Genomic DNA, 20,686 nt, shown 5'->3' with positions numbered 1-20,686 from the left:
ACCTAGATTCGGGGGCTGTTTAAAATTCATCAAATAATTTGATTACAGCTCATTTTAGCTGTAAAATCGCCAATTTTTTTTCGGATAGAGTGTGATGTTGAGGCGAAAAAACGGATTCTTCGCTAAAATAATACAGCATTTAGATTTGCCCAGGCTGATATTTTTCCTAACTTCGGCATATACAAAATCTAATAACAATGAGTTTAAAAGGCTATAAAGGCGTAATTTACGGAGATGCCGTTCAGGAATTATTTGAGCAGGCTAAAAAACATCAGTTTGCACTTCCTGCAGTTAATGTTACCGGAACAAATACGATTAATGCGGTTATGGAAACTGCTAAAGCGGTGAATTCACCAGTGATGATCCAGTTGTCAAATGGTGGTGCACAGTTTTATGCAGGTAAGACATTAAACAATGATAACTTAAATGCGTGTGTATTGGGTGCAGTATCTGCGGCAAAACATGTTCATTTATTAGCAGAACATTACGGTGTTGCAGTAGTATTACATACTGACCATGCAGCTAAAAAATTATTGCCATGGATTGACGGTCTGTTAGATCACGGAGAAAAATTCTTTGCTGAGCATGGTAAACCATTGTTCTCTTCACACATGCTGGATCTTTCTGAAGAACCGATTGAAGAAAACATGGAAATCTCTGCTAAATATTTAGCCCGTATGGCTAAAATGGGCATGACTATCGAAATCGAGCTGGGTGTAACCGGTGGTGAAGAAGATGGTGTGGATAACAGCGATGTAGATAGCTCTAAATTATATACTCAGCCTTCTGAAGTAGCTTATGCTTATGAGGAACTGAGCAAGGTAAGTGATAAATTTACTGTAGCAGCAGCTTTCGGTAACGTACATGGTGTTTATAAACCAGGTAATGTTAAACTGCAACCGGTAATTCTTAAAAACTCTCAGGAGTTTGTGAAAGAGAAATTTGGTTTGACGGCTGAAAAACCAATCAACTTTGTATTCCACGGCGGATCTGGTTCTTCTCAGGAAGAGATCAGAGAGGCTATCTCTTATGGAGCAATCAAAATGAACATTGATACTGATATGCAATGGGCATTATGGGAAGGTGTACTGGATTATTACAAAGCGAATGAAGCTTATCTTCAGGGACAGATTGGAAATCCTGATGGAGAAGATAAACCAAACAAGAAATATTATGACCCACGTGTATGGTTACGCAAAGGTGAAGAAGCATTTGTTAAACGTTTAACTCAGGCTTTTGAAGATTTGAACTGCAAGAATGCAAGTGATAAATTATAGATCATAATTACTGACTGAGAAAAGCATTTCCGGGTTAATCCGGGAATGCTTTTTTTTTGCAGGTAAATTCTATGTCACATTTATATGGTTTCTCAAACAAGAAATGTGTCTTTATTGTTCTCAGTAAATAAACCCAATAGCCATGGAACTACTTCAGGTAAATAAAATCAGGACAAAGGAAGAACTGGAAAGTGCATTGGCAGTCCGCAGGAAGGTATTTGTCGAGGAGCAGGGTTGTCCACCGGAACTGGAACTGGAGAATGAGGACGTTTCTACTCATTTTCTGGCATTAATGGATAATCAACCCTGTGGTGCCTGCCGCTGGCGTAAAACTGATAAAGGGTATAAGCTGGAGCGTTTTGCAGTTTTAAAGGAATACAGAGGTAAAAGAGTAGGGCAGGCATTGGTTGCCGCTGCCCTGGATGATATTCCTTATAATACAGAGAATATCTATCTGAACGCACAGTCAGATGCTGTTAGTTTATATGCGAAATTCGGATTTGCTATCGAAGGAGAAGAATTTGAAGAAGCCGGTATGAAACACTTCCGGATGGTTAAAAAGTAAATACTTTAGCTGACATGAGCATAGCCTGGTGCCATTTATCCATATTCAGGTTCAGCATTTCTCCCTTTTCTTCCAGATAAGCAATTAATCCTTCTGTAGCCAGATTACCGGTCAGGTCATCGGCAGCCATAGGGCAGCCTCCAAATCCTTTTAAGGCACTGTCAAAACGTCTGCACCCTGCAACGTAAGCAGCCTCTATTTTTTCGTTACGGGTCTCCGGAGTGCTGTGTAAATGAAGACCTATTTCTGTAGATGGAAAGCTGCGGATCAGTAAAGGAAGTAATTCTTTAATTTTTTCGGGTGTGGATACACCGGTGGTGTCCGAAAGGGAAAGGATCTGAGTTCCTCTGTCTACCAGTGCAGATGCCCACTGCTCCACGATTTCTGTGTTGTAATCATCTCCGTAAGGATTTCCAAAGCCCATTGATAAATAAACCACAGCAGTCTTTTGATGTTTATCACAAAGTTCCAGCATTTGTTCAACAGTAGCCAGAGAGTCTTTGATACTGGAATTGGTATTTCTTTGCTGAAAGGTCTCGGAGATCGAGAAGGGGAAACCTACATAATTGATTTCCGGAAAAGCCATTGCATTTTCAGCACCACGAAGATTGGCTACAATAGCCAACAACTTACTTTTGGTATTATTGAGGTCTAATTGTGCTAACACTTCCCGCGTATCGGTTAACTGAGGAATAGCCTTTGCAGAGACGAAACTTCCAAAATCTATAGTGTCAAAGCCAACCTGCAACAGCAGATTGATGTAAGCTGCTTTTAAGTTGGTTGGGATAAAATCATGAATGCCCTGCATAGCATCTCTGGGACATTCAATTAGTTTAATAGCTTTCTGGTTCATATCTGGTTATACACGGTGTGTGACTCAATGTAGGTAAAAATACAAAATAATAGAAAAAGCGCAGATCTCTCTGTTGGAAATCTGCGCTTTTATACATTGATATGATTTTATCTATTGAAGTACCAGTTCAACAACCGGAATGGTAAAACCTGGTTTTTTAACCGGTAAGCTGACTACAAGATCATCACCTCCCGATGGTTTGTAAATTAATTCGGAACTATCATTCAGGAACTGGGCATATTTAATTTTGTTATTGTACCCTGGTAAAATCAGTTTCCCATCAGCAGGATATTCATACAGGTGAACATATAACCGTTTAGTTTTGGGGTTATAGGTTAATTTCGTGTTTTGTGGTACACGATAGCTATCCGGTGCATAAGTGCAATTATAAATGGATTTGTCATTGGCATGCATCCACTGGCTCAGGCTGTCCAGTGCACTGGTCGCTCTGTGATCAAATTCTCCTCTGGCTGTAGGACCGACATTCAGGATCAGGTTACCGCCGTTACTCACCGAAGTGATCAGCAGGTCAAGTAACTGTTTGTGAGTTTTCCAGGTATTTTCATCGCGGTAATAACCCCATGAACCGGAGAATGTCTGACAGGTTTCCCATGTTTTGCCTTTGTACTTGGCAAGCTCTGCAGTTCCCACCTGTTCAGGTGTTACAAAATCTGCTCCGTCTTTATATTCATCCAGATCCAGTCTGTTATCGACAATAATACCAGGCTGCAGTTTTCTGATCATTTTCAGCAGTTCAACCGAGGCCCAGTCATCTTTTCCTTTTCCTCTTCCATTAGGTTTAGGAAAAGAGAAGTCAAGCCACAAGATATCTATTTTACCATATTTAGTGAGGAGCTCAGTAATCTGGTTACGCATGTACTGTCTGTATTTAGCCATGTCACGACCTTTGTTTAAACGGGCGTAGGCTGCATCACTTTTGTCCTTTTTGGTCAGCGGATGATTTTCATCCATGGTGTAATCGGGATGATGCCAGTCCAGTAATGAATAATAAAAACCAACTTTGATACCTTCGGCCCTGAACGCATCTACATATTCTTTGACCAGGTCCCTTTTGGCCCCGGTATTGGTTGCTTTATAATCGGTGAACTTAGAGTCAAAAAGACAGAAGCCTTCATGGTGTTTAGTAGTTAATACGGCATATTTCATCCCAGCGGCTTTAGCTTGTTTAGCCCATTTTTTAGGTTCAAAATGATCTGGATTAAACTCATCGAAGTATTTCTGGTATTGCTCATTAGACAATCCTTCGTAACTTTTCACCCATTCATGTCTTGCCGGCTGGGCATAAAGTCCCCAATGGATAAACATTCCGAAACGATCCTGTGTCCACCATTCCATTCGTTTTTCCTTCTGTTCCGGCGTTTCGTTACCGATCATTTTTTGTGCGTGAACCCCTTGTAAGAGGAACAGACAGAGCAGTACTGACAGCTGTAGTTTTTTTGATATCATGGTTCTGGTTTAGATTTGGTAAACTGATTTAGCTTTAATACAAAAGAAAAGAAGTCTGTGCTGAAATGATTAAAGGAAATTAGCTTAATCATTAGCTTTTTTGTGGTACCGGGCTGGGAGAGAGGGCATAAAAAAAGAGGATGCTGTTAAGCATCCTCTTTTAAAAAAAGAATTCTGTATTTACTATTTGTGTTTTTTACCTAAGTCAATTACGATTGGGGTAGAGATACATAATGATGAGTATGTACCGATTACACGACCAATTAATAAGGCGAAGATAAATCCACGGATACTTTCTCCACCAAAGATGAATACTACCAGTAATACGAAGAATACAGTTAATGAGGTTAAGATCGTACGACTTAATGTACTGTTCAGTGCGAAGTTGATTAAAGTATTACGCTCTTCACCATATAAATCGTCTTTACCAGCTTCAGCTAATTTCTCACGGATACGGTCAAATACAACTACTGTTTCAGTCATTGTGTAAGACATAACCGTTAAGATCGCAGCGATGAAATCCTGACCAATCTCTAAAGAGAATGGTAAAACACCATCCAGGATAGTATAGAATGATAATACCAGTAACACGTCATGGAATAATGCGATAACCGCACCTAAACCATAGTTTAGTTTCTTGAACCTGACGATGATGTAAACAAACATCAGCAGACATGAGAATAAGATAGCTCCGTATGCACTGTAAACAAGGTCACTTGCAATAATTGGCCCTACCTTCTGGTTACTTTCAATAGTATATTTTGCACCTGTTTTAGATAAACCGGCTCTCAGTGCATCTTCTACAATTTTATCAGCACCAGCATTCTGGTCAGTGATATGATAAGTAGTAGTGATTTTTAATTCATTGTCAGCACCAGCAGTTTTAACCTGGATCTCTTCATTCTGGAAGTTCGGAGCTAATTTCGCTTTTACATCTTCAGTATTCATTCCTTTATCGAAATGAACGATGTAAGTTCTTCCTCCTTTAAAGTCAATACCTAATCTTAATCCACCGTTTTTGAAGTAGAAAATGATACCTAAGATAATGATGATTGAAGAAATTGTATAGTAGATCTTTCTGCGTCCAACAAAGTTGAATGCAATGTTTTTGAAAGCGTGGATCGTTGCTTTGTTACCGAAAGTGATATTAGCGTTTTTGTTCAGTAATGAATCAAACACTAAACGGGAGATTAATACCGCACAGAACAATGAAGATAAGATACCGATACATAAAGTAGTTGCGAAACCCTGAACCGGACCGCTACCAAAAACGTAAAGAATAACACCCAGGATTAATACGGTCACGTTTGAGTCAATGATAGAAGGCATTGCATGTTTGAAACCTTCTTTAATTGAAACAGCAGTTGATTTACCGTGGTTCAGTTCCTCTCTTACACGTTCGAAGATCAGGATGTTTGCATCCACCGATAAACCGATTACCAGGATAATACCAGCGATACCAGGTAAAGTCAGTACAGCACCCAGTGAAACCAGGGTACCCATGATGAACAATAAGTTGATCACTAAGGCAAGGTTAGCTACCCATCCTGCTTTGTTGTAATACAAGGCCATAAATACCAGGATCACGATAAATGCAAGAACGAATGACATCAGACCATTGTGGATTGCAGCTTCTCCTAAAGAAGGACCAACCACAAATTCTCCAACGATACGTGCCGGAGCTGGTAATTTACCTGCTTTTAAAATGTTTGCTAAATCCTGTGTTTCATTCACTGTAAAGTTACCAGTGATTGAAGAGATACCGTTAGGAATTTCATTCTGAACTGTAGGAGCAGAGTAAACTGCGTTGTCCAGAACGATAGCGATTGATTTTTTGTTGTTTGGATCTGCTGAAGCTTCTGCAGTAATTTTTTTCCATTTCTGAGCACCTTCGCCAGTCATGTACATCGTTACTTCAGGTTTACCTTTCTGATCGTAATCATGACGGGCATCGCTGATGGCTTCACCACCTAAATCAGGTTTTCCATCTGGAGAAACAGATTTGATCGCATACAATTCGAAAATTTTAGTACCAGCCATTGGTCTTACGCTCCACATGAATTTGAAGCTCTGAGGAATGATGGCTTTTACTTCTGGTGTATGGAAGTAAGCATTTACTTTGGCTGTATCTTTTTGAGCAACCCATCCTACAGTTGGTCCAGGACGTAATGAAGGCTGTCCTTTTTCATTGTTATAAGTAGGAATGTTTAATACTGCGAATAATGGGTTAGACTTCGAAAGTGCTGCAGTTTTTAAATCAGCAGAATCTTTAGAGTTTGATTTTTTAGCCAGGTTAGCTAAAGCACTTTTACCTTTTGCTGCTGTATCTTTTACTACTGTTGTTGCAGTAGTATCTTTTAAAGTAGAGGCAAGAGTTTTGTTGATGTTCTCCATGATAGAGTAAACCTCTTCATTTTGATACACCTGCCAGAATTGTAATTCTGCAGAACCTTGTAATAATTTATGAACCCTTTCTTTATCCTGAACACCTGGCATCTCAATCAGGATACGGTTAGTACCTTCTTGTTTCTGCATGTTTGGACTTACCACACCAAATCCGTCGATACGACTTCTGATAATGATAAATGAACGGTCGATTGCGCTAGTTGCTTCTTTTGATAAATAACTTTTAACATCAGCATTGCTTGCGTTAGCTTTTAACTGCTGCGCATTATCCTGATTAGAGAAATAATCTGCAAGTTTTACATTCGGGCTGATTTTTTCAAATTCATTGACAAACAAACTGATGAAATCTTTGCCACCTGCATTCAGCTGAGTTTGTGCTGTAGCCAATGCTTTGTTAAAATTAGCATCATCTGTATGGTTAGCTAAAGATTTTACTAACTCACCTAACGAAATTTCCATCGTTACGTTCATACCGCCTTTAAGGTCAAGACCCAGGTTGATTTCTTTTCCTTTACAGAATTGATAATCAAAACCGAATACCGGATAAACCGGAACAGTTGACATGGAGTCTAAATAAGCTTTTTCCTTAGCCAGATCGCCTTTAGCATACGCTTTAGCGTCTTTTTCTACCTTCGACGTAACGAAATTGAACGAGAGGGAATACACGCAGACAATACCTAGAAGTATTGCCATAAATTTAATGAAACCTTTACCTTGCATTTTTGTTTGTAATTATTTGTCTATGCTGTATATTTTTTTCAACAAGTCGGCAAATCTAATTAATTTTTTAATTAATAGTCAGCCTTATATAATATTTATTGGGTATTTGAAACTATTTACGAACAAGGGTTGAAAATGTGTAACCTCTTGTGTTTTTTTCGTCTGGCTCATGACTGATGCTGCTTTCTTCTTTCCATATATCCGGATCTATCGCCGGAAAGAAAGTATCAGCGTCGAAATTGCCTTTGACAACCGTCAGATAGATCTTATCCGTTATATTCATTGCCATTTTATAAATTTCGGCACCCCCTACGATAAACACCTCTTCGTTCTGATCACATAGTGCTATTGCAGCTTCCAGCGTGTTCACAACTTCAACGCCCGGTATCCCGAGGGATGCTGAGCGGGTGATTACAATATTGCGGCGGTTGGGCAATGGCTTGCCTACCGAATCAAATGTCTTACGGCCCATGATAACAGTATGGCCGCTGGTTGTATTTTTAAAATGTTTCAGATCAGCAGGCAGGTGCCATAGCAGTTGATTATCTTTTCCTATGCCATGATCTTCGGCAATGGCTACAATGATAGAGATGATCATACGGCAACAATTCCTTTAATGTGCGGATGTGGTTCGTAATTTTTCAGACTGAAGTCTTCAAATTTGAAACTGAAGATGTCTTTGACATCGGGATTGATTTCCATGACCGGTAGCGTTTTGGTATCCCTGCTTAATTGCAGTTTTGCCTGTTCAATATGGTTATTATATAAATGTGCATCACCCAGGGTATGGATAAATTCGCCGTATTCCAGATCACATACCTGTGCCACCATCATGGTTAACAGTGCATAAGATGCTATATTAAAAGGTACACCTAAAAATATATCGGCACTGCGCTGATAAAGCTGACAGCTTAATTTGCCGTTGGCTACATAAAACTGAAAAAGGGCATGACATGGAGGAAGTGCCATCTGATCAATATCAGCTACATTCCAGGCAGAAACCATAATCCTTCTTGAATCCGGATTGGTTTTGATGGTGTTAATGATATTGCTGATCTGATCGATATGTCTTCCGTCGGGAGTAGGCCATGAACGCCATTGAGAACCATAAACAGGGCCTAAGTCACCGTTTTCGTCTGCCCATTCATCCCATATCCTGACATTATTGTCTTTCAGATATTTGATATTCGTGTCACCGCTCAAAAACCAGATGAGTTCGTGGATAATCGATTTCAGGTGTAATTTTTTGGTGGTCACCATAGGAAAACCTTCCTGGAGGTTGAAACGCATCTGATAGCCAAATGTACTGATGGTCCCTGTTCCCGTCCTGTCGTGTTTCTGTGCCCCATGGTCCAGCACGTATTGCATTAAATCCAGATATTGTTTCATGATAGAGGATAATATTCGCGTAAAGTACAAAACTAAAACAAAATATATTAAAAAATAGATGAATATAATAGAAGGGATTATTCTCGCCTTTTGTAAGTTTGCTGTTCAATCCTTTAAAATACGACAATGCTCGCATTCGCCAATGCCAAAATAAATCTTGGCTTAAATGTTATTGAGAAGAGGGCTGACGGATATCATAATCTGGAAACAGTTTTTTATCCGGTAAAGCTCTATGACAGCTTAGAAATTACTGACGCAGCAGAAACCAGCTGTCTGGTCAGGGGAATTGATATTCCTGGTGATATGACCGATAATATTTGTTTGCGGGCTTACAGGCTTCTTCAACATGATTTCGATTTACCGGCTCAGCAGATTACCCTACTGAAACATATTCCTGTTGGCGCAGGATTGGGGGGGGGCTCTGCCGATGGCGCTTTTCTGATTAAATTATTAAATGATAAGTTTCGTTTAGGTTTATCCATTTCAGCAATGGAGGCCTATGCGGCTACGCTGGGGGCAGATTGTGCTTTTTTTATCAGGGATAAACCTGTGTTTGCTACAGGCAGGGGAGACCAGTTTACGGATCTGGATTTAGATCTGTCCGGTTATTTTATAGTTCTGGTTAAACCACCTGTCCATGTTTCTACTGCTGAAGCTTATGGTGGGATTCAGCCTGCTTTTCCTGAGACAGGGTTGAAAGAGTTAATCAAACTTCCTGTAAATGAGTGGAATAAGTACCTGAAAAATGACTTTGAAAAGCCAGTTTTCTGTAAATATCCTGAAATTTCTCAAATAAAAGATCAGCTTTATCACGCGGGTGCTACATTTGCATTAATGAGTGGCAGCGGTTCAAGTGTTTTCGCATTGTTTGAACAGGCCGTAATTTTACCACAACTGGAAAAAGATAACAAGGTATTTTACAATATATAGTGAGTCATGGAAATCAACTTAATACGTAAGAACGATAAATTTAATTTTGAAGCCGAAAATTCGGGAGGGATCAAAGTCGAACTGGATGCAAATCCAAAGATTGGCGGAGAAGGTAAAGGGTTCAGGCCAATGGAAATGTTACTGGTCGGCCTGGGAGGCTGTAGCGGAATTGATGTGGTTAATGTTTTAACTAAACAAAAGGAGCCCCTGGATGATATCAAAATTAACATTAAGGCTACGCGTAAAGATGAAGAAGTACCACCGATATTCGATGTGATTAACATTCATTTTAACCTTTATGGGGCATTAAATGAGCAGAAGGTAGAGCGTGCGCTGGCACTGACCTTTGAAAAATACTGCTCAGTTTCAAATATACTTGGCCGTTCGGCGACTATAAACTTTTCGTACACTATCCATAATTAATATCATGCAGGAAGATAATTTTGAAACCCTGGCCATTCGTTTACAAACAGAACGCAGCCAGTATAAAGAACATTCAGTACCCTTGTACTTAACATCCAGTTATAAATTTGACGATGCTGAGGAAATGCGGGCATTGTTTGCCAATGAGAAAGAAGGTAATGTTTACAGTCGTTATGCAAATCCTAATACTTCAGAGCTGATCGAAAAGATGGCCGCACTGGAAGGTGCAGAAACAGGTTGGGTAACAGCAACTGGTATGGCTGCGATTTTCACGACTTTCGCTACTTTTTTGGGGGCAGGAGATCATATTTTATCGAGCCGCTCTGTTTTTGGTTCGTCCCATCAGTTGCTGAACGGAATATTTCCTAAATGGAATATTTCCTATACTTATGCCGATCTGGATAAAAAAGAGCAATGGGAAAATGGTATTCAGCCCAATACAAAAATCATCTTTGTAGAAACACCTTCCAATCCGGGAATTGATATTATTGATCTGGAATGGATAGGGCAACTGGCTAAAAAACATAATATCCTGCTGGTTGTGGATAACTGTTTTGCAACTCCTTATTTACAGCAGCCGCTAAAATACGGTGCTGATTTGTCTATACACTCTGCTACGAAATTTATCGATGGCCAGGGACGTACTTTAGGCGGTGTGATTTTAGGATCTGATAAACTGATCAGACAAATTGAAGGTTTTGCCAGACACAGCGGGCCGGCGATGTCACCGTTTAACGCATGGATACTATCTAAGAGTCTGGAAACACTTGCTGTCCGTATGGACAGACATTGTGAAAGTGCTTTGAAGGTGGCTGAGTTCCTGGAAGCACATCCTAAAGTGAAACAGGTGAGATATCCTTTTTTACCATCACATCCGCAATATGATATTGCTAAAAAACAAATGAAGCTGGGTGGCGGTATTGTGACCCTGACCATAAACGGTGGTGTAAAGGCAGCAGGTAGTTTTATGGATAAGCTGAAAATGTTCTCTATTTCAGCAAACCTTGGAGATACCCGTTCTATTGCTACACATCCGGCAACAAGTACACATGCTAAACTGACTGAAGAAGAAAGATTGCAGGTTGGTATTGAGCAGGGAACTGTCCGTCTTTCTATAGGACTGGAACATATCAATGATATTATTGGCGATATCGAGCAGGCTTTAGCTTAAAAACAAAATATTTATCGGAGGGTGTTCGTAAAGGACACCCTTTTTTAATGGAGACCTATGAAATCATCAGCTGTTTTACTGTTATTGTCTTTGTGTGCTGTTCAGCTAAAAGGACAATCGATCATCCATCCCCAGTCTAAATTAAAAATTGTTGTCCCTTCTCTGATTGTGCTGGGGAATGTACAGGATGGGGGATCGCCACATATTGGTTGTACCAAAGACTGCTGTAAGGAACTGTTTGAACACCCCGATCCGACAAGGATGGTATCTTCATTAGGTGTGATTGATCCTGAAAATAAGATGAACTGGTTGTTTGATGCTACACCCAATCTTCCGTTCCAGTTTAAGAAACTGAAAAAAGCTTCCGAGTTCAGTAGTAAAGAAGTGCCGGATGGGATTTTTCTTACTCATGCCCATATTGGTCATTATGCAGGGCTGATGTACCTGGGCAGGGAGGCTATGAATGCTAAACAGGTACCTGTTTATGCCATGCCAAAAATGAAAAGCTTTTTAGAGCATAACGGGCCATGGAGTCAGCTGGTTAGTTTGAATAATATCAGCATCAGACCTATACAGGACGAGCAGGTCAATGTCCTTTCTTCCCAGATCAAAGTAAAGGCATTTAAGGTTCCGCACCGCGATGAATTCTCTGAAACAGTAGGTTACCTGATCGAAGGGCCTCATAAAAAAGTACTGTTTATCCCGGATATTGATAAATGGTCAAAATGGAATAAAAACATTGTGGAGGAGATCGGGAAAGTAGATTATGCTTTTATCGATGCCACTTTTTACAGTGCTGCTGAAATGAATAACCGCCCAATCAGCGAAATCCCCCATCCTCTGGTGGTAGAAAGTATGGAGTTATTTAAAGACCTTCCCGCAAAGGAGAAAGATAAAATCTATTTTATCCATCTTAACCATACCAATCCATTGCTGAACCCTGAAAGTTCACAAACGAAAACCGTACTGAAAAACGGATTTCATATTGCCAGTTTTGAGGATGTGTTTGAACTTTAGCTGATGTAATCCCTGTCTTCGTCACTCAGGGTGCCTTTTGGAACTGAGGGAGGACTGACCGGTGTAATCTCATCCTCATTTCTGTCATAGGTAGAAACTACAGTTTTCGGACGGCCTACCCAGTAGCCCAGCAGAAAACCTGCAAAAGTACATACACCTACGACCAGCAATTTTGAAATCTGTGCTTTGAAAATTATAAAATCGAATTCAACTGCGTCTGTATTCATCATCAGGAAAATAGTGATCAGTACAGTGAGAATGATAATCAGGATAGTTTTGGTACGCATGAGCCTAGAAAGTATAGTTAACAATTAATTCAAAGATAGGATTATGGTGGTATTCCGGGTTGACCAGCACAAATCTTGTACCTAAATCAACATTTGGAGAGTAACGGAGCAGGTTCATATTGCCATGCAGTTCAAATCCATATGTTTTAGGCTGTGAAAGGTTACTGTCTGAGCCCAGGTTTTCATAACCGCAGAATACCCCGCCCCAGACATTTCTGATATAGGCCAGTGGTCCGAGTTCAGCATCCGGATAAAAAATCGGAAAACGATAGTTTAGCAGTAAGGTATTTTTAAGACTGCTTTTTGCCAGGATATTATTGTAGCCGTAAACTGTATTGATCTCGTTATCATAGGTGCGGATTCCCGAAGCATTCTGGTAATTGAAGTTGGCAAGGAAGGTGTGGTTTCTGGCCAGACCAGGAAAATAGAAGAACCCTTGTGCTGCAAATAAATTACCACTCAATTTTGGATCAAAGGGCTGGCTCAGGTAACTGATTTTGAGAACTTGTGCCCAGCGGGGAGCTATATCCCGTTCTGCTGTACTGATCGTATGGGTAAAAGTGAAACCGGTTTCTAGCGGAAAGCTGAGCGAAGTAATGAAATTGGAGGGCAGGTTTACCGCGTCATATCTTTTGGTGTAACTCGTTCCTGCGTTGACAGAAAAATTGTAATTGTCATTTTGTGCGCTCAGGCTAACAGGGACTACCGCCTGAAGCTGGACATAGTTTTCTCTCCAGTCACCCTGCCTGGTCATTTTACCCATGTTGTAAAAAGTTCTCCGCGGGCGGTTGATGTAGTTCACATTGAAAATAGGGTAGAGTCCTTTGAAACTTGCACCGGCATTATAATCAAAACGACCCAGGTCGCGATGATAATTTACTCCTGCATAGGCATCAAAAGTGTTTAACAGGTTGTCTGCCTTTAACTGAAGCCCCCCACTGTACTCATCCTGAATCACCGGGATGACGCTATGTACATTCAGCAGGTGTCCGAATTTGTGATAAGGTTTGGAAACGAAGCTGCTGTCCGGGATGTTGTCAAACACGTTTCCTGTATTTTCCTGTTTCGCTGCTGCTGCACCAAAAAAGACAAAGTTGTCTTCACCAGTTTTCTGGTAGCTGATCCCGGTCTTTGCAATTTCATAACCATATAGGTTGTAATTGTTGAATAAAAGACTATCTGTTCCGTTAATCACAGATGGATTGGCGGCGCCGTATTCTGAAGCGCTCAGAGCGCTTATTTTTTTAGAGATGACATCTACGTTGTAAATATTGTTAATTCCGTTGTAGTGGGCGTTAAATGCGATTCCTGAGTTGATGAATACCGGCCTGCTCAGCTGCTGCGGAGTTTCACTGATCAGTTTCTCTGTTTTACCATTCGTATCTACTGTCCAGAGTGCTTTTCCTTTTTCGGTCACGCTGATATAGGTGATCACCGAACCGGTTTTATTGAAGGCCGGTGTTTGGATCAGCAAGTTCTCAGGATTTGGGTAAGTACGGATGATTTTTCCGCTTGCTGCATCCATGACAATCAGTTGTACCTTGTTGCTGAAGTCAATCTGTACTGCCGCGATCTTGGAGCCATCGGCAGAGAGGGTAGGGGAGAAGATTCTGGACCTGGTGCTCAGTTGATTAACATTTCCGGTCCGGAGATTATAACTGCAGACTACACTGTAAGTCCTTTGCTGGAACCTGGGGTCGTATCTGATTTCATCCCAGACCACCAGGTCATTTGCATAACTGAACCAGGGCTGTTCCTGCTGGCCGATCCCCAATACCCGGTGTTCCTTTTTGTCTTCACCGATCAGGGTAAAAGCCGGGGCTTCAGCTTTGCTCTGTTTGAGGGCCAGGATTTTTCCATCTTTCAGCTTTACCGGAAGGAAGTAATCAGTAGCATAGGTTGCTTCACGGTTCAATACCGGGTAAGTGGCAGCCGGACTCAGGTCAGCTTGTTTTTTCCAGGCCTGCTTTACTTTTTCAGTCATTGCACCATACCATTCCTTACCCGTTTTTCCAGTGAACTTTTTAAGACTTCCTGCAAATGGATAGAGGCGTACCGGTCGTTTTTTGATATCTGTGAGCAGGCTGTCAAAAACGAATTTTCCATTAGTCTCCCGGATATCAGAAGCCATCAGGTAGCCCAGCTGATAATAACCCGTAGTCACATCTTTCTGTGAGCCGAAATTAGCCTTGCTGTAAGACATGGTTTTTCCTTTGAGCAGGATCGTCCGGTATGGCATAATCCAGCTGGGCTGACGACCACGGCCGGCATGGGTAAGAGAGGTTTCGTTAGATACTGCATCTCCTTCAAAAAACCATAGCGGGATACTCACACCCATCCAGGCAAAATAGACGTCCTCAGGAAAAGGATAAGGTCTTCCGCTGGTTAGTTTATCGAACTGTGCAGCATGGCGCAGTTCATGTACAGCGAGGTTATTCAGCCAGTCCTGACTGTCGAAAGACTGGGGTGGGGTAGTATTGAATTCTGACTTCTTTGGGCCTAGCTGAACAAAGCCATTTGCAATGACTCCCTGGTTCTGAAAAATAATGGGGATAGTGGTTTTCCGGACGTTCAGGCTGCGGCCCACCATCGGGAAGATATAACGGATATTATTGGCCATCCGCTGTGCTTCAGTTTCCAGTTCGACAGGGTAAATAATCTTGAAGCCGGAGGTATTGATCTGCCGCCAGTTTACACTAAGCGGGTTCTGTTCCCCACCAAAAAGCTGTGCATATGATTTATCTGTGATAAAAATTGAACTTATTAATAGTAATATTCTGATTATAAGTGTTTTATTGGTTTTTATATGCCGCATTATTTTGTGTTACTAAAATAATTAGTTTTTTAAAGAATTTTAATTCTGTTTTATGTGTTTTGTTAAATTATGTATTGAATATCAAATGATTGATGTGTAGTAATTTATGTTTTTAGTTTTTACATTTTTATCAGTTTTTTTATTTGATTTTAACTCTTGTAACACCCTGATCCTGGTTTTATCGCCATGCGTTTATTGTCCGCTTTTAATCATGCGATGAATATACACTTATTCCATTCAAAACAAAAAATAAAAACCAGGGACTGTTCAGGAAGAAGGGTAGTTTTACAGGAGCTTCCCTCCTCTTTAAATCAACTTTTACTTTGACGTTTCTTGTAGATCGGATATAGAAAAACGGCACCCAGAATTAAGGCTGAACCACAGTAAAAACCTGCGGACATGGTCTCTTTATGACCGAAAAAAAGGAAGGCCAGAATGATCCCGTAGACAGGCTCAAGGTTACTGATCAGCGCTACCCTGAAGGCAGATAAAGTGCGCATGACTGACACGCCGGCTATATAGGCAAGGGCAGTACAAACGGTGCCCAGGATCAGCAGACAGATCCAGTCGGATACACTCAGATTGAAGCTTTCATGAAGCAGGCTATGATCAAATAAACGATACACGGTGATCCAGAAAAACGCACCTGAAAGTTCATAAAAACTGATCACTTTGGCGTCACTTTTCTGAGCGAAATTGGAGTTGATAATAGAAAATAAACTGGAAGCTACAGCTGCCGAAAGACCAAAAATTATGCCTGCTGTATAATTGGATTCGAATTTAAAAATAAGATAAATGCCAATGATAATTACGATCCCGATAAAGATATCACCAGGTTGCAGGGCGGTCTTTTTGATGATGGGTTCAAGGATGGCTGTGAATAACGTGAAAGAGGAGAGGCAGACAAGCGTTACAGATACAGTTGATACTTTGATGGCCTGAAAAAAAAGAATCCAGTGAAGCGCAACAATACTGCCTGTAAAGAAGAATTGCAGAAATTCCTTCCGCGTAACCTTAATACTGAATTTAGTGGCTTTAAAATAGATCAGTAAGGTGATGCTGGCAATCAGAACCCTGTACCAGACCATCTGTACTGCATCTATAGAAATTAGCGCGCCCAGGATGCCTGTAAAACCCCAGATGAAAACCGTGAAATGAAGAATAAGCAAGTTTCTTTTAATCGCGGAAGCAGAGAGTGCGGTCATTATTTTGGCGCTTTTTTTAGGAGATAGAGCCCGAGTAAGCCGAAAAACAGAGTTGGTATCAGGACAGCCAGTAAGGGCGGGATACCGCCTTTAAGCGAAAACATTTTAGCGAACTGGTTCATCACAATGTACAGGAAACTCAGAATAATTCCTATTCCCAGTGGTAAACCAACGCCCCCACGTACTTTACGGGAAGAGAGGGCAACGCCGATCAACGTTAGTACGAAGGCAGATAAAGGTTGCAGCCAGCGTTTATACTGTTCAAAAAGAAGGTCGTTCCAGATACCTGTACCCCTGATTTTTTCTTTTCTGATTTTATCAGAAAGCTCCTTATTGGTTAATATTTCATAAATATTATCGTAGGCAGAGAAGTCATCAGGACGCATATCCAGGATAGTATCCTTGGGTTTGTCGATGCTTTTGAACATAGATTCTTTCAGGCCATGCACGGTCCGGACTGAATAATTGATCAGTTTCCAGCTGCGTTTGACAGAATCCCATTTGATTTGTTCTGCAATCAGCTTTTTGGTTAATACATCGCCGTCAAAATTATCGAGCATAAAGCGGTAACCAGATTTTGTTTTATTGTCGAAATTATCAATATAGATGTAGGTGTTTTTATCCAGCTTCATATGGATATTCGTCTTGCTTGTCGGGTCGTTCCGCTTTACATAAGTATTTTCAAAGCTGTTTTTAAGCTTGTTCGTATAAGGCAGGATGTATAAATTGGAGCCCAGATTGGCCGAGAATATGATAAAAGCTGAGATAAAGTAGGGCTGTAAGAACCGGTTGAAACTTACACCCCCGCTTAAAATTGGAACTATTTCAGTCTGATCAGCCATCTTCGCGGTAAAGAAAATTACCGCAATAAAGTTGATCAGGGGAGATAACATGTTTACATAAAATGGGATGGAACCCGCATAATAAAGGGTGAGGACCTGCCAGGCAGACAACTTGCTTCTTAAAAAGTCATCCAGTTTTTCTGATAAATCAAAAATGACAATAATGATCACAAAGACAGTCAGGGTATAAATAAATGTACCCAGGTATTTGCCAATAATGTAGCGATCAATAATTTTAAATCTGCCCTTGAGGATATTCATTTATAATTTATTCCCTAATATAGTCACCATTTTGTTCTTCCAGGCGTAAAACTCGCCGCTGATGATCTTTTCGCGGGCTTCTTTAACCAGCCACAGATAAAAATGAAGATTATGCAGGGTTGCAATTTGCGCGCCAAGCATTTCTTTCGAGTGCATCAGGTGTCTCAGGTAAGCTTTAGAATAAACCTGATCAGCATATAGGTCACTTTCAGGATCAATAGGAGAGAAGTCATCTGCCCATTTTTTGTTACCGATATTGATAATTCCGTTTCTGGTGAAAAGCATTCCGTTACGGGCGTTTCTGGTTGGCATTACACAGTCAAACATATCTACTCCTAACGCAATATTCTCTAAAATATTGATTGGTGTGCCCACACCCATCAGGTAACGGGGTTTGTCTGCCGGTAAAATATCACAAACTACTTCGGTCATACCGTACATTTCTTCGGCCGGTTCACCTACCGAAAGACCGCCGATAGCGTTTCCTTCACGGTTCATCGAAGCGATAAATTCTGCTGATTTAACCCTCAGGTCTTTATAAACTGAACCCTGTACGATAGGGAATAAAGTCTGGTCAAAGCCGTATTTAGGCTCAGTGGAATCAAAACGTGCACAGCAGCGTTTTAACCAGCGGTGCGTCATATTAATAGAGTTCGCCGCGTATTTATAATCACAAGGATAAGGTGTACATTCATCAAATGCCATGATAATATCGGCACCAATGGTACGCTGTATATCCATCGCATATTCAGGGCTGAAAAGGTGTTTCGAACCGTCAATATGAGAACGGAAGGTTACCCCTTCTTCTTTGATCTTGTTTACTTTACTTAAAGAATAGACCTGGTATCCTCCGCTATCTGTTAAAATCGGGCGGTCCCAGCCTATAAATTTGTGCAAACCACCTGCGCCTTCCAGTACATCGAGTCCCGGTCTGAGATATAAATGATAGGTATTTCCTAAAATAATCTGTGCATCAATATCATTCTTGAGCTCGCGCTGATGAACAGCTTTGACCGTTCCTGCGGTGCCCACTGGCATAAAAATCGGTGTTTGGATGTCGCCATGAGCGGTAGTAACTGTTCCCGCCCTTGCTTTTGACTGGGTATCGTTTGCCTGTAAGGTAAATTTCATAAATGTGTGTACGCTTCAAAAAATCTCGGCAAAAGTAGGAAAAAACACCCGGTTTACCCGTTTAAATTTTTTATCAACATAGGACGGCTTTATAGATTAAAAAGCAGAAATTTGACGCTTGTCAAAAAAACCATCGTGGAATTAACCTTATTAGAGAGTTGCCTGCTGGGTGCCCTCGTTTTTTGTTTTGCCGTTTCCTTGTATTTCAGTTTGTTTATACATTTAAAGCTGGCCCTGATTAAAGTAGAAGAGCTGCCAGCCCAGGCTGCCAAACCTTTGAGTGTAATTATCTGTGCGCGTAATGAAGCAGAGAACCTTACCCAATACTTACCCGCCGTATTGCAGCAGAAATACCCTGATTTTGAGGTTATTGTTGTCAATGACCGTTCATGGGACAAGACCAGTGACATACTGGAGGGGTTTGCGGCGCAGTACAGTCACCTTAAGATCGTTACTGTTGCTGAAGGAGAGAAATTTATAGCTGGTAAAAAGTTTGCAGTGACCATGGGAATTAAAGCCGCCTCGCATGAATGGCTGGTATTTACCGATGCCGATTGTCAGCCGGCTTCCGAAAACTGGTTAATGGGGATGCAGCCTTCTGAAAATTACAAAAATGCGATTGTCCTTGGGTATTCTCCTTATATGCGCAAACGTGGATTGCTGAACAGCCTGATCCGTTTTGAAACATTTTTTACAGCCGTTAACTATCTTTCATTCGCGGTCAAGGGCATGCCTTATATGGGAGTTGGCCGGAATATGGCTTATAAAAAGTCATTGTTTTTCAAAAATAAAGGCTTCGCGGCACATATGCACATCCCTTCGGGAGATGATGATTTGTTTGTGAATGCGCATGCCAATAAAGATAATACAGAGATCCGTATAAACCCTGAAACCCATATCTGGTCAGTTCCAAATACATCTTTCGGGGCCTATCTGAGACAAAAGAAAAGACATTTTGGCGCAGGTAAATTCTACAAGGCCAAACATAAGTTTATCTTATCTGTGCAGATTATATTCCAGTTTTTATTCTATGCATTGTTTATAGCTCTGTTGTTTTTTAAACCGGCACTGTACGTGGCTTGTGGCATTTTTGCCTTAAGTCTGATCATCAGAAGTTTCATTTATCCCCGATTGTTAAAACGCCTGAATTACCCTGATTTAAGATGGTGGTTTCCTGTATTGGATATTCTACTGTTCATTTTCTTAGTGTTTAATGGCATTCTGTCTATATTTGTTAAAAAAGTAAAGTGGAAATAAGCTCAGCCCTCATACAAAAGTATTTTAAAGACCTTAGTGAAGATCAGATCGCCAAGTTTGATCAGTTGTTTGATTTATATAGTTTCTGGAATGCGCAGATCAATGTGATTTCCAGAAAAGATATCGAAGAACTCTATGAACGTCATATCCTGCATTCTCTGGGAATTGCAAAGTTCTGTACATTCAAACCGGGAGAAAAAGTCCTGGATGTAGGTACAGGAGGAGGTTTTCCGGGTATTCCACTGGCCATTCTGTTTCCGGAAACAGAGTTTCACCTGGTAGATTCTATCGGTAAAAAGATTAAAGTAGTGACTGAAGTGGCCGCTGCTTTAGGTTTAAAGAATGTGAAAGCTTCCCATTTAAGAGCTGAGCAGGTTGATGATAAATACGATTTTGTGGTTTCCCGTGCGGTGACCCGCCTGATCGACTTTTATCCCTGGATAAAGGATAAGTTCAATAAAAACTCTAAAAATGCAATTTCCAATGGTATTTTGTATTTAAAAGGAGGGGAGCTGGCCGAAGAAATCCAGGAATCCAGGTTAAAAGCGGAGTTGTACCCACTTTCTGCCTATTTTGAAGAAGATTTCTTTGAGACGAAATTCGTCGTTTATATTCCCTGTTAAGGTAAAATAGATTACCAGTATGAATGGGCTAAGTATTAATTTAGCTC

The 20,686-nt window shown here is 40.8% G+C and carries 18 protein-coding genes; 8 read left to right on the top strand and 10 right to left on the bottom strand.

Annotation, left to right across the window (positions count from 1 at the left end):
- Positions 1-197: 197 nt before the first annotated feature.
- On the top strand, positions 198-1,277 hold the full coding sequence (gene fbaA, locus HDF25_RS10645) for a class II fructose-bisphosphate aldolase (protein WP_184624740.1): 1,080 nt from the start codon (positions 198-200) through the stop codon (positions 1,275-1,277).
- Between the two features lie 142 nt (positions 1,278-1,419).
- Positions 1,420-1,842 carry a GNAT family N-acetyltransferase gene (locus tag HDF25_RS10640; protein ID WP_184624739.1) on the top strand — a complete coding sequence of 141 codons (423 nt, stop codon included), beginning with the start codon at positions 1,420-1,422 and terminating at the stop codon, positions 1,840-1,842.
- Here the strand turns inward: HDF25_RS10640 and HDF25_RS10635 are convergent.
- The 5 genes from HDF25_RS10635 to HDF25_RS10615 form a co-directional block, all read right to left on the bottom strand.
- Positions 1,832-2,695: a hydroxymethylglutaryl-CoA lyase gene (locus tag HDF25_RS10635; protein WP_184624738.1), complete on the bottom strand. Its 864-nt coding sequence runs from the start codon at positions 2,693-2,695 to the stop codon at positions 1,832-1,834. The two genes, HDF25_RS10640 and HDF25_RS10635, sit on opposite strands and share 11 nt — an antisense overlap.
- Before the next feature lie 111 nt (positions 2,696-2,806).
- Positions 2,807-4,162 carry an alpha-L-fucosidase gene (locus HDF25_RS10630; RefSeq protein WP_184624737.1) on the bottom strand — a complete coding sequence of 452 codons (1,356 nt, stop codon included), beginning with the start codon at positions 4,160-4,162 and terminating at the stop codon, positions 2,807-2,809.
- A 183-nt stretch (positions 4,163-4,345) separates the two neighbouring features.
- Positions 4,346-7,288 (bottom strand): protein translocase subunit SecDF, encoded by a 2,943-nt coding sequence (gene secDF / locus HDF25_RS10625; RefSeq protein ID WP_184624736.1) that lies wholly within the window; start codon positions 7,286-7,288, stop codon positions 4,346-4,348.
- A 112-nt stretch (positions 7,289-7,400) separates the two neighbouring features.
- Positions 7,401-7,886, bottom strand: coding sequence for a dihydrofolate reductase (locus tag HDF25_RS10620; protein WP_184624735.1), 486 nt, complete (start codon positions 7,884-7,886; stop codon positions 7,401-7,403).
- Positions 7,883-8,677 (bottom strand): thymidylate synthase, encoded by a 795-nt coding sequence (locus HDF25_RS10615; RefSeq protein ID WP_184624734.1) that lies wholly within the window; start codon positions 8,675-8,677, stop codon positions 7,883-7,885. The genes HDF25_RS10620 and HDF25_RS10615 overlap by 4 nt, the downstream gene beginning before the upstream one ends.
- A gap of 126 nt (positions 8,678-8,803) precedes the next feature.
- On the opposite strand from HDF25_RS10615, the gene ispE reads away from it, so the two are divergent.
- From ispE to HDF25_RS10595, 4 genes are read left to right on the top strand one after another with little or no spacing between them, the layout of a single operon-like run.
- Complete coding sequence (ispE, locus tag HDF25_RS10610) at positions 8,804-9,607, top strand: 4-(cytidine 5'-diphospho)-2-C-methyl-D-erythritol kinase (RefSeq protein WP_184624733.1); 804 nt, start codon at positions 8,804-8,806, stop codon at positions 9,605-9,607.
- Positions 9,608-9,613: 6 nt separating this feature from the next.
- Positions 9,614-10,030: an OsmC family protein gene (locus HDF25_RS10605; RefSeq protein WP_184624732.1), complete on the top strand. Its 417-nt coding sequence runs from the start codon at positions 9,614-9,616 to the stop codon at positions 10,028-10,030.
- Between the two features lie 4 nt (positions 10,031-10,034).
- A complete protein-coding gene (locus HDF25_RS10600; protein WP_184624731.1) occupies positions 10,035-11,201 on the top strand; it encodes a trans-sulfuration enzyme family protein in 1,167 nt (388 codons plus the stop codon).
- A 57-nt stretch (positions 11,202-11,258) separates the two neighbouring features.
- Positions 11,259-12,218 carry an MBL fold metallo-hydrolase gene (locus HDF25_RS10595; protein ID WP_184624730.1) on the top strand — a complete coding sequence of 320 codons (960 nt, stop codon included), beginning with the start codon at positions 11,259-11,261 and terminating at the stop codon, positions 12,216-12,218.
- Here the strand turns inward: HDF25_RS10595 and HDF25_RS10590 are convergent.
- The 5 genes from HDF25_RS10590 to tgt all read right to left on the bottom strand — a co-directional run bounded on the left by HDF25_RS10590 (position 12,215) and on the right by tgt (position 18,759).
- Positions 12,215-12,505 carry a LapA family protein gene (locus HDF25_RS10590; RefSeq protein WP_184624729.1) on the bottom strand — a complete coding sequence of 97 codons (291 nt, stop codon included), beginning with the start codon at positions 12,503-12,505 and terminating at the stop codon, positions 12,215-12,217. The two genes, HDF25_RS10595 and HDF25_RS10590, sit on opposite strands and share 4 nt — an antisense overlap.
- 4 nt (positions 12,506-12,509) lie before the next feature.
- Positions 12,510-15,320, bottom strand: coding sequence for a TolB family protein (locus tag HDF25_RS10585; RefSeq protein WP_184624728.1), 2,811 nt, complete (start codon positions 15,318-15,320; stop codon positions 12,510-12,512).
- A 311-nt stretch (positions 15,321-15,631) separates the two neighbouring features.
- A complete protein-coding gene (locus HDF25_RS10580) occupies positions 15,632-16,525 on the bottom strand; it encodes a DMT family transporter (RefSeq protein WP_184624727.1) in 894 nt (297 codons plus the stop codon).
- Positions 16,525-17,628, bottom strand: a complete 1,104-nt coding sequence (locus HDF25_RS10575) for an LptF/LptG family permease (RefSeq protein WP_184624726.1) — start codon at positions 17,626-17,628, stop codon at positions 16,525-16,527. The genes HDF25_RS10580 and HDF25_RS10575 overlap by 1 nt, the downstream gene beginning before the upstream one ends.
- The gene (gene tgt, locus HDF25_RS10570) at positions 17,629-18,759 is read right to left on the bottom strand and encodes a tRNA guanosine(34) transglycosylase Tgt (protein WP_184624725.1); all 1,131 of its coding nucleotides are present in this window, start codon (positions 18,757-18,759) and stop codon (positions 17,629-17,631) included.
- 135 nt (positions 18,760-18,894) lie between these two features.
- Here tgt and HDF25_RS10565 point away from each other — a divergent pair, with 135 nt between their 5' ends.
- Together HDF25_RS10565 and rsmG are read left to right on the top strand one after the other, a co-directional pair.
- Positions 18,895-20,016 (top strand): glycosyltransferase, encoded by a 1,122-nt coding sequence (locus tag HDF25_RS10565; protein WP_184624724.1) that lies wholly within the window; start codon positions 18,895-18,897, stop codon positions 20,014-20,016.
- Complete coding sequence (rsmG, locus tag HDF25_RS10560) at positions 20,007-20,639, top strand: 16S rRNA (guanine(527)-N(7))-methyltransferase RsmG (protein ID WP_184624723.1); 633 nt, start codon at positions 20,007-20,009, stop codon at positions 20,637-20,639. The genes HDF25_RS10565 and rsmG overlap by 10 nt, the downstream gene beginning before the upstream one ends.
- The last annotated feature ends 47 nt before the right edge of the window (positions 20,640-20,686 follow it).

This window comes from Pedobacter cryoconitis (assembly GCF_014207135.1).
In the GTDB taxonomy this organism is placed as follows: Bacteria; Bacteroidota; Bacteroidia; order Sphingobacteriales; family Sphingobacteriaceae; genus Pedobacter; species Pedobacter cryoconitis_D.
This window is presented reverse-complemented; position numbering and strand designations above follow the sequence as displayed.

Coding starts and splice junctions, on each gene's coding strand:
- HDF25_RS10595 (WP_184624730.1), top strand. CDS start 11,259: ATGAAATCATCAGCTGTTTTACTGTTATTGTCTTTGTGTGCTGTTCAG.
- secDF (WP_184624736.1), bottom strand. CDS start 7,288: ATGCAAGGTAAAGGTTTCATTAAATTTATGGCAATACTTCTAGGTATT.
- HDF25_RS10590 (WP_184624729.1), bottom strand. CDS start 12,505: ATGCGTACCAAAACTATCCTGATTATCATTCTCACTGTACTGATCACT.
- HDF25_RS10585 (WP_184624728.1), bottom strand. CDS start 15,320: ATGCGGCATATAAAAACCAATAAAACACTTATAATCAGAATATTACTA.
- HDF25_RS10630 (WP_184624737.1), bottom strand. CDS start 4,162: ATGATATCAAAAAAACTACAGCTGTCAGTACTGCTCTGTCTGTTCCTC.
- HDF25_RS10605 (WP_184624732.1), top strand. CDS start 9,614: ATGGAAATCAACTTAATACGTAAGAACGATAAATTTAATTTTGAAGCC.
- HDF25_RS10600 (WP_184624731.1), top strand. CDS start 10,035: ATGCAGGAAGATAATTTTGAAACCCTGGCCATTCGTTTACAAACAGAA.
- HDF25_RS10575 (WP_184624726.1), bottom strand. CDS start 17,628: ATGAATATCCTCAAGGGCAGATTTAAAATTATTGATCGCTACATTATT.
- HDF25_RS10580 (WP_184624727.1), bottom strand. CDS start 16,525: ATGACCGCACTCTCTGCTTCCGCGATTAAAAGAAACTTGCTTATTCTT.
- HDF25_RS10640 (WP_184624739.1), top strand. CDS start 1,420: ATGGAACTACTTCAGGTAAATAAAATCAGGACAAAGGAAGAACTGGAA.
- HDF25_RS10635 (WP_184624738.1), bottom strand. CDS start 2,695: ATGAACCAGAAAGCTATTAAACTAATTGAATGTCCCAGAGATGCTATG.
- ispE (WP_184624733.1), top strand. CDS start 8,804: ATGCTCGCATTCGCCAATGCCAAAATAAATCTTGGCTTAAATGTTATT.
- HDF25_RS10620 (WP_184624735.1), bottom strand. CDS start 7,886: ATGATCATCTCTATCATTGTAGCCATTGCCGAAGATCATGGCATAGGA.
- fbaA (WP_184624740.1), top strand. CDS start 198: ATGAGTTTAAAAGGCTATAAAGGCGTAATTTACGGAGATGCCGTTCAG.
- HDF25_RS10615 (WP_184624734.1), bottom strand. CDS start 8,677: ATGAAACAATATCTGGATTTAATGCAATACGTGCTGGACCATGGGGCA.
- tgt (WP_184624725.1), bottom strand. CDS start 18,759: ATGAAATTTACCTTACAGGCAAACGATACCCAGTCAAAAGCAAGGGCG.